5 protein-coding genes and 1 pseudogene are annotated in these 9,075 nt (G+C 64.4%); 4 read left to right on the top strand and 2 right to left on the bottom strand.

Features of this window, described 5'->3' with window-relative positions; genetic code table 11:
• Window positions 1-111: 111 nt before the first annotated feature.
• Window positions 112-417, top strand: a pseudogene (locus AC1VXD_RS19210) (IS30 family transposase); the annotation flags it as partial.
• A gap of 103 nt (window positions 418-520) precedes the next feature.
• Here AC1VXD_RS19210 and AC1VXD_RS19205 read toward each other — a convergent pair.
• Complete coding sequence (locus AC1VXD_RS19205) at window positions 521-1,609, bottom strand: glycosyltransferase family 9 protein (RefSeq protein WP_482993391.1); 1,089 nt, start codon at window positions 1,607-1,609, stop codon at window positions 521-523.
• Window positions 1,573-2,079, bottom strand: a complete 507-nt coding sequence (locus tag AC1VXD_RS19200) for a hypothetical protein (RefSeq protein ID WP_482993390.1) — start codon at window positions 2,077-2,079, stop codon at window positions 1,573-1,575. The genes AC1VXD_RS19205 and AC1VXD_RS19200 overlap by 37 nt, the downstream gene beginning before the upstream one ends.
• A 998-nt stretch (window positions 2,080-3,077) precedes the next feature.
• Between AC1VXD_RS19200 and mutS the strand changes: the two genes are divergently transcribed.
• From mutS to katG, 3 genes are all read left to right on the top strand, one after another.
• Complete coding sequence (gene mutS / locus AC1VXD_RS19195; RefSeq protein WP_482993389.1) at window positions 3,078-5,699, top strand: DNA mismatch repair protein MutS; 2,622 nt, start codon at window positions 3,078-3,080, stop codon at window positions 5,697-5,699.
• Window positions 5,700-5,918: 219 nt separating this feature from the next.
• Window positions 5,919-6,572: a DUF937 domain-containing protein gene (locus AC1VXD_RS19190; protein WP_482993388.1), complete on the top strand. Its 654-nt coding sequence runs from the start codon at window positions 5,919-5,921 to the stop codon at window positions 6,570-6,572.
• Window positions 6,573-6,718: 146 nt separating this feature from the next.
• The gene (gene katG, locus AC1VXD_RS19185; protein WP_482993387.1) at window positions 6,719-8,959 is read left to right on the top strand and encodes a catalase/peroxidase HPI; all 2,241 of its coding nucleotides are present in this window, start codon (window positions 6,719-6,721) and stop codon (window positions 8,957-8,959) included.
• Window positions 8,960-9,075 lie beyond the last annotated feature (116 nt).

Genomic DNA, 9,075 nt, shown 5'->3' with positions numbered 1-9,075 from the left:
TACAACCCAAAGCGGCGGCACAGTTCCAACGACGGGCTGTCCCCGGTAGAGTTTGAGAAGCGGTACGCACTAAACGGCTGACGACTGTCTACAAAAGCCTGGGCGATTCACATGACCTACGACCGGGGCACCGAAATGACGTGCTATGCCGAGCTGATGGACAGACTAAATATGGATGTCTGGTTCGCCGATCCCCATGCGCCTTGGCAACGTGGAAGCAACGAGAACACCAACGGCCTGCTACGCCAGTTCCTGCCCAAAGGCGTGGACCTGTCCATGGCGAGCCAGGAATATCTCAATCACGTGGCGTGGCTGATGAACACGCGCCCACGCCAGACGCTGGGCTGGAAGACGCCCGCGGAAGCGATGGACATTGAGCTACAAGCTTTCAGATCACGTGTTGCGCTTGCAAGTTGAGACCGCCCAGTGCAACTGTCAGCCCTTGAAAGCAGTAGATACCACTGAAGGCCTGAATTGGCCGCCATTACTGCTTGGAATCATCAAGAAATGCGAACTTCCGTTACGCCAAAGCCCAAAATGCGCGTTCGTGGGCACCCCTCATACGTCGATCCCAACGCTCTCGGCCAGCCATCTCCACCAAGGCGCTCAAGACGCTACCACTGGAAACTTCCAGTGGAGATCGTCCCGAGCGCAGACTGATAGCAGGCGAGTAAGACGCCCCCCATCTTTCAGGATTCGTCGGCCCAAAGATTCCAACGCTCGGGACGCCACTGAAATCTGCGACATGAAGGAAATAGGAATCTATGCCCAGGAAGAGATCACTGCGGGCAACCAAATCGGTAGCCGTGTCGAGATCAACGCCATCACAAGTAAAAACCGCACCGACTGGCAGACCGGTGTCCAGCTCCGTGTCGGCAGGATCCACAACAAGCGCTACGTACTCGGGGAAACGCAAAATGAACGCAGCGATGACTTCCTTGAAACGCTGTGTCGGCCACCTTTTCAGATCATGCGTCCAAGTATGGACGCAGAGCACTTTTTTCCCCTGCGGAAGTTCACTAAAGATGTAGTCGGCGCATGCTCGCGCGTGTGGCGACGCAGGATGCACCGACAAGAACGAACTGAGCTCAAAATCTTTCCTGAAAAATTTGGCCATTGCAAAAATTTTTGCAGCCATGTCCTTCTTCGGCTGCGGGTTGCATGCAAGCACGCCGCTATCGCTGCCGAGCGTGACGAAAGGCTTTGGCGCGATGGTATGACGGACACTTTCCAGCAGCGGAGAGTGCCAAGGATTCAAAGAAATGATCGCGTCGAAGCTATTCCCGTAAGACAACACCGATGCCATTTCAAAGTCATGCGCCCCGCCGTCGCCATAAGAAAAAGCAACTGGGCACACACACCTAAAATCCGCGTCAGGATAGAATCGCTCTGCCGAGAACGGAGCCCCCATGTAGCCCAGACGCCCCTCAAAAACCTCGGTCAACGCCAATACAGTCGGCCGTGTAAGCAAATGATCACCCAAGGCATTGGCGAAGAAGAGAATCGGCTTTTGGCACGCCAAAAACTCTCTTCGAGCAATGCTTGTGCAGCCGGACCCGCGGTCACCCGCTATCAAACCAACTCGCCCGGGCAAGTTGTCACCATCCATTGGGTTGATTTCGTCTGTACCCAACCATAAACGTGACCGTTCGGCGTCATTTGCATATATTTCTCAGTCACCTGAAAAACGTATGTGTAACCATCTTTTTGACCGCACCATTGGCTGGTCCTAATCGAGCCAACCTGGGGGGGCGCGTCATACATGATCGACACATTATTCGCATTTCCCGAGAAATACGGAACTGAAATTTGCTCGATGAGGCCGTAGATCCCGGGACTCTGAATTGCCTCAAGGTACTGAATACCTGCAGCGCTTGTCTCTACCGAATCTGATGCAGCCATCGTCTTGAACGTTTTCGTGAGACGATTCACAAAATCCGTCCTGTTGACGTCTTTAGAAACCTGAACTACTGAAGTCGTCGTCTGCCCATTGGGCGCAACCGCAACTGCCACCTGAGGAGTAAGGGCCATAGCAGTGGCCCCGATCAGAATCGAGTTTCCAATCATCTTGATCTTCATTCTGACTTCCTTTGTCGAAAAGGGTGAATTGCAATGCGGAGGCTAGTGTTCGCCGATAGCGATGTCAATCAACTTCCAGTCCATTATGCGTGACGACACTCACAATTAAGGCGCGTAAGCCTTCTAAGCTGACGACTCTTCGCAGGTAAAACCGCAGCGCGAGTAAAAAAATGCCGCCCTGTGCTCCCCACCTCCTCTACGACTGGCGGGGAGCAAGCTTCACCCAAGCACCCGCCCCAAGCCCGTGGCTCAAGCCACGTGAAGACACAACGACAGCTGACTGCCAGATACCTTCCCTCCGCGACCGCCACGCGCCTCGCAGGCCAGAGCTTTACCACGGCTTGGAGGACGCACGTTTTGCCGACCCCGCTTCCTCTTCCAAGCGCGTCTGTGAGAGCCATGTCGATCGAGTCATGTGCCTCGACCAAGGCCTTTAAACGCGCCCTCGGGCCCTGGTTCCCGGGGTTAACCCGCCGCCTTCGCCTTGGCCTTCTGGTTAAGTTTTCGAATCGGCTTTGCCTTCCCTGCCTTCTTGGCGACCTTCCCCACCTTCCCAGCCCCCTTGATGTCCGTGACATTGCCCAACCCGAAGCGACGAACGCCCTGTGCTCCCCGTCGGACGACTTCGTAGGTGGTGCGGGTCTTCCCCACGTAAAACCAAAGCCCACCGGTGCCCCTTGGTTTCCATCCAGCACGCGATAGGCCTTGTCGCCCTGCTCCAACGGCCGATCCACCAGCTTGGCGCGCTTGCCCACGCCCCCCGACGCAGGGATGCGGCGAACCGAAAGCTCCATCACCTGTTGGTGGGTCAGACTAAACTTGGTGACCTGGCGCCGGGTGGCGCGGTCCGTCGCAACTTTTTTTGGCATGATCGCCCGTGTCCCGGTTGGCGTCGATCTTTGCCCAAGCAACTGGGCGTCGCAACACCATCGCAACAAAAACCCCGTTACTTGCCGTTTCGAACGGCAACCCGCCTTCACTGACAGAGACGGAATCCATTGCAAGCCACTGATTCAAAAGCGAAACGCAGCGAATCCAAGGGTACTCAAGAGCATACCCCCCTGATGAAGCAGTTCTTCGCAGCAAAATCCGACTATCCGGACCTGCTGCTGTTCTTCCGCATGGGCGACTTCTACGAGCTGTTCTACGACGACGCTCGCAAGGCGGCGCGGCTGCTGGACATCACCCTGACCCAGCGCGGCAGCTCCGGCGGCGCGCCCATTCCGATGGCCGGCGTGCCGGTGCATGCCTACGAGGGCTACCTGGCCCGCCTGGTGGCGCTGGGCGAATCGGTGGCCATCTGTGAACAGATCGGCGACCCGGCCCTGGCCAAGGGCCTGGTCGAGCGCAAGGTGGTGCGTATCGTCACCCCCGGCACGGTCACCGACGAAGCCCTGTTGGACGAGCGCCGCGACACCCTGCTGATGGCGCTGTCGCGCACGAAGCAGGGCTACGGCCTGGCCTGGGCCGACCTGGCCGGTGGCCGTTTCCTGGTCAACGAAGTGGAGACCGACGACGCACTGGAAGCCGAACTGGCCCGCCTGGAGCCGGCCGAGCTGCTGGTGCCCGACGAAGAGAACTGGCCCGAGTTCCTGCGCCAGCGCAGCGGCGTGCGCCGCCGCGCGCCGTGGCTGTTCGATGCGGACAGCGGCCGCCGCCAGCTGCTGGCCTTCTTCAAGCTGCACGACCTGAGCGGTTTCGGCATCGACGACAAGCCGCGCGCCACCGCTGCGGCCGGTGCCCTGCTCGGCTATGTCGAGGAAACCCAGAAGCAGCGCCTGCCGCACCTCACCTCGATCGCGATGGAAACCGCCGGCGAGGCGATCGCGATGAATGCCGCCACCCGCCGTCATCTGGAACTGGATACGCGCGTGGACGGCGACACCCGCAACACGCTGCTGGGCGTGCTCGACAGCACGGTGACGCCAATGGGCGGTCGCCTGCTGCGCCGCTGGCTGCACCGCCCGCTGCGCCTGCGCGAGGTGCTGGTGCAGCGCCACCATGCAGTGGAAACGCTGATCGACCGCGGCAGCGACGCCGACGTCCGCGAGCAGTTCCGTCGCCTCGGCGATCTCGAACGCATCCTCACCCGCGTGGCGCTGCGCTCGGCGCGCCCGCGCGATTTCTCCACCCTGCGCGATGGCCTGGGCCTGCTGCCGGCCGTGCGCGAGGTGCTGGCGCCGCTGGATTCGCCGCGCCTGCAGACCCTGCACGCTGCGCTGGGCGAGCACGACGAGTGCGCGCACCTGCTGGCCAGCGCCATCGCCGAGATGCCGCCGCTGAAGCTGAGCGATGGCGGCGTGCTGGCTGATGGCTTCGATGCCGAGCTGGACGAACTGCGCCGCCTGTCCACCCACGCTGACCAGTTCCTGGTCGACCTGGAACAGCGCGAGCGCGAAAGCAGCGGTATCGCCACCCTCAAGGTGGGCTACAACCGCGTGCACGGCTATTACATCGAGATCAGCAAGGGGCAGTCCGACCGCGCGCCGGTGCACTACACCCGCCGGCAGACGCTGACCAATGCCGAGCGCTACATCACCGAGGAACTGAAGGCCTTCGAGGACAAGGTACTCTCTGCGCGCGACCGTTCGCTGTCGCGCGAGAAGTACCTGTACGAGCAGCTGCTGGACACGCTGGGCGGCCAGCTGGAACCGCTGAAACAGTGCGCCGCCGCGCTGAGCGAACTGGATGTGCTGGCCGCCTTCGCCGAGCGCGCGCAGGCACTGGACTGGGCGCGGCCGGAACTGCACACCGAGCCCTGCCTGAAGATCGAACGCGGCCGCCATCCGGTGGTTGAAGCCGTGCGCGAACAGCCGTTCGAGCCGAACGACCTGGACCTGCATCCGGACCGTCGCATGCTGGTCATCACCGGCCCGAACATGGGCGGTAAATCGACCTACATGCGGCAGAACGCGCTGATCGTGCTGCTGGCCCATATCGGCAGCTTCGTGCCGGCAAGCCGTGCGCTGATCGGTCCGATCGACCGCATCCTGACCCGCATCGGCGCCGGTGACGACCTGGCGCGCGGGCAATCGACCTTCATGGTCGAAATGGCCGAGACCAGCTACATCCTGCACCACGCCACCGCGCATTCGCTGGTGCTGATGGACGAGATCGGCCGCGGCACGTCCACCTACGACGGCCTGGCCCTGGCCGATGCGGTGGCCCGTCACCTGGCCTACCAGAACCGCTGCTATACGCTGTTCGCCACCCACTACTTCGAGCTGACCGCGCTGGCCGACGAGCAGCACGAAGGCGGCCGCAGCGGCATCGCCAACGTGCACCTGGATGCCGTCGAGCATGGCGAGGCGCTGGTGTTCATGCACGCGGTGAAGGACGGCCCGGCCAACCGCAGCTTCGGTCTGCAGGTAGCGGCGCTGGCCGGCCTGCCGCGCGTGACCGTAGCGCAGGCGCGTCGCCGTCTGGCCGAGCTGGAGCAGCGCGGTGGCGAGAGCCATGCCGCCGAGGTCTCGCCGCAGGCGCTGGATGCACCGCAGCAGTTCGGCCTGTTCAGCGCACCGGCCAACAAGGCGCAGGAAGCGCTGGCCGCGATCGACCCGGATGAGCTGACCCCGAAGCAGGCACTGGAAGCCCTGTACCTGTTGAAGACGTTGTTGTAACCCCGCCCGCCGGGCATGGCCCGGCGCTACCGCTGTAGAGCCGAGCCCACGCTCGGCTGGTGTAACCCCCGCCGCCGGGCATGGCCCGGCGCTACCGCTGTAGAGCCGAGCCCACGCTCGACTGGTGTAACCCCCGCCGCCGGGCATGGCCCCGCGCAACCGTTGTAGAGCCGAGCCCACGCTCGGCTGCCTTCGCATTTCCGTCGTGTACCCGGCGTTATGCTCGGGCGGTCCTTCCTTCACAGAACGGAGACCGCCGTGAACACCGAATCCCTCGCCGCGTCCCTCTTCCAGCAGCTGCAGCAGGGACAAGGCCTGCAGCAGGTGTCCCAGCAGCTCGGCCTGGACCGCGGCCAGACCACCCAGGCGGTAGGCAGTGCCCTGCCGCTTCTGCTGGGCGCACTGGGCCAGAACGCCAGTGAACCGCAGGGCGCGCAGTCCCTGCTCAACGCGCTGCAGCGCGACCACCTGGCCGACGGCAGCGGCGGTGGCGGTTCCGACCTGGGCGGCATCCTCGGCGCGGTGATGGGCGGTGGCCGGAGTGGCGCGACCGACGGCGCCGGCATCCTCGGCCATGTGTTCGGCGGCCAGCAGCCGCAGGCGGCCGAACTGCTTGGCCAGAAGATCGGCCTGGACAGCGGCACCACCAGCAAGCTGCTGGCCATCCTCGCCCCCATCGTCATGTCGTTCCTGGCCCAGCGCTTCGCCCAGCAGGGCAATGCCGGCGAACTCAGCTCGGCCCTCGGCCAGGAAACCCAGCACGCTGGCGGCGGCCTCGGCAGCCTGCTCGGAGGCGCACTCGACCAGGACGGCGACGGCCAGTTCGGCGCCAGCGATCTGCTCAAGCTCGGTGCCGGCCTGCTCAAGCGCTGATCGCGCACAACGGTCCAAGCCCTGCCCCTGATAGGCCGCCACTATCACACCGGTTGAATCAATCGAATTTACCCATCAGTAGGTGCCATCTATGGTGGTCAGGCCTCCCCCGATTCCACCTTTCGCCAGCCCGCAGGTAGACACCCATGAAAAGCGAAGCCAAGTGCCCTTTCAACCACGCCGTCGTCGGTGACGCGACGACCAATCGCGACTGGTGGCCGAACCAGCTGCGCGTGGAGCTGCTCAACCAGCACTCCAGCCGCTCCAATCCGCTCGATGCGGGCTTCGATTACGCCACGGCCTTCAAGGGCTTGGACTACGCTGCGCTGAAGGCCGACCTGAAGGCGCTGATGACCGATTCGCAGGACTGGTGGCCGGCCGACTTCGGCCACTACGGCGGCCTATTCGTCCGCATGGCTTGGCACAGCGCCGGCACCTACCGCATCGGCGATGGCCGTGGCGGCGGCGGTCGCGGCCAGCAGCGCTTCGCCCCGCTCAACAGTTGGCCGGACAATGTCAGCCTGGACAAGGCGCGCCGCCTGCTGTGGCCGATCAAACAGAAGTACGGGCAGGCGATCTCCTGGTCCGACCTGCTGATCCTCACCGGCAACGTCGCCCTTGAGTCGATGGGCTTCAAGACGCTCGGTTTCGCCGGCGGCCGCCCCGATACCTGGGAACCGGACCAGGATGTGTACTGGGGCCGCGAAACCACCTGGCTGGGTGGCGACGTGCGCTACAAGCACGGCTCCGAGGGCGTGCAGGAAGACCACGGCGTGCTGGTGTCCGATGACGATGCCGACGGCGACGTGCACTCGCGCAAGCTGGAGAACCCGCTGGCCGCCGTGCAGATGGGCCTGATCTACGTGAACCCGGAAGGCCCGGACGGCAACCCCGACCCGGTGCTGGCCGCGCATGACATCCGCGACACCTTCGCCCGCATGGCGATGGACGATGAGGAGACCGTCGCCCTGATCGCCGGTGGCCACAGCTTCGGCAAGACCCACGGCGCCGGCCCGGCCGACAACGTCGGCAAGGAGCCCGAAGCCGCAGGCCTGGAAAGCCAGGGCCTGGGCTGGGCCAGCAGCTTCGGCAGCGGCAAGGGCGGCGACACCATCACCAGCGGCCTGGAGGTGACCTGGACGCGCACCCCGGCGGAGTGGAGCCACGACTTCTTCGAGATCCTGTTCGGCAACGAATGGGAACTGACCAAGAGCCCGGCCGGTGCCCACCAGTGGGTGGCCAGGAACGCCGACGCGGTCATTCCCGACGCGCACGATCCGTCGAAGAAGCACCGCCCGACCATGCTGACCACCGACCTGTCGCTGCGCATGGACCCGGCCTACGAAAAGGTCTCGCGCAAGTTCCTCGAGAATCCGCAGGCCTTCGCCGATGCCTTTGCCCGTGCCTGGTTCAAGCTGACCCACCGCGACATGGGCCCGCGTGCGCGTTACCTGGGCCCGGAAATTCCGGCCGAGGAATTCATCTGGCAGGATCCGGTGCCAGAAGCCAGGCACCCGCTGATCGATGCAAAGGACATCGCCGCGCTGAAGCAGAAGATCGCCGCGACCGGCCTCAGCGTCGCCGAGCTGGTGTCCACCGCTTGGGCCTCGGCCTCGACCTTCCGTGGTTCGGACAAGCGTGGCGGTGCCAATGGCGCGCGCATCCGCCTGGCCCCGCAGAAAGACTGGGCGGTGAACCAGCCGCAGCAGCTGGGCAAGGTGCTGGCCGCGCTGGAAAAGGTGCAGGCCGAGTTCAATGGCGGCGGCAGCAAGCAGGTATCGCTGGCCGATCTGATCGTGCTGGCCGGTGGCGTGGGCGTGGAACAGGCGGCCAAGGCCGGTGGCCATGAGGTCAGCGTGCCGTTCACCCCGGGCCGTACCGATGCCAGCCAGGAACAGACCGACGTCGAATCGTTCGCGGTGCTGGAACCGGCGGCCGACGGCTTCCGCAACTACCTCAAGGGCGCCTACAGCGTGCCGGGCGAGGCGCTGCTGATCGACAAGGCGCAGCTGCTGACCCTGACCGCGCCGGAGATGACCGCCCTGGTCGGTGGCCTGCGCGTGCTCGGCGCCAATGCCGACGGGGGCAAGCACGGCGTGTTCACCACGCGCATCGGCACGTTGAGCAACGACTTCTTCGTCAACCTGCTGGACATGGGCACGCAGTGGAAGGCCACGGGCCGCGAGCGCTATGAAGGCCGCGGCCGCGGTGATGGCAGCGCACGCTGGACCGGCACCCGTGCCGACCTGGTGTTCGGTTCCAACGCCGTGCTGCGCGCACTGGCCGAGGTGTATGCCAGCGCCGATGGCGAGAAGAAGTTCGTGCAGGATTTCATCGCCGCCTGGACGCGGGTGATGGAGCTGGACCGCTACGACCTGCACGGTTGAGGTGATGCGGGTGGTCGCCCGGGGGGGGGCGGCGCCCGGCCCGCCCCCGGGGCGGCGCCCCCCCCACCCGCCGGGGGGCCGCCGGGGCGGCGCGCCCCCCCCGCGCGGGCCCCCCC

The organism is Stenotrophomonas sp. STEN054 (genome assembly GCF_056854535.1).
This window is presented reverse-complemented; position numbering and strand designations above follow the sequence as displayed.

Bases quoted from the DNA above. Each gene is read 5' to 3' on its own strand.
- AC1VXD_RS19205 (WP_482993391.1), bottom strand. From the start codon at position 1,609: ATGGATGGTGACAACTTGCCCGGGCGAGTTGGTTTGATAGCGGGTGAC.
- AC1VXD_RS19190 (WP_482993388.1), top strand. From the start codon at position 5,919: ATGCTCGGGCGGTCCTTCCTTCACAGAACGGAGACCGCCGTGAACACC.
- katG (WP_482993387.1), top strand. From the start codon at position 6,719: ATGAAAAGCGAAGCCAAGTGCCCTTTCAACCACGCCGTCGTCGGTGAC.
- AC1VXD_RS19200 (WP_482993390.1), bottom strand. From the start codon at position 2,079: ATGAAGATCAAGATGATTGGAAACTCGATTCTGATCGGGGCCACTGCT.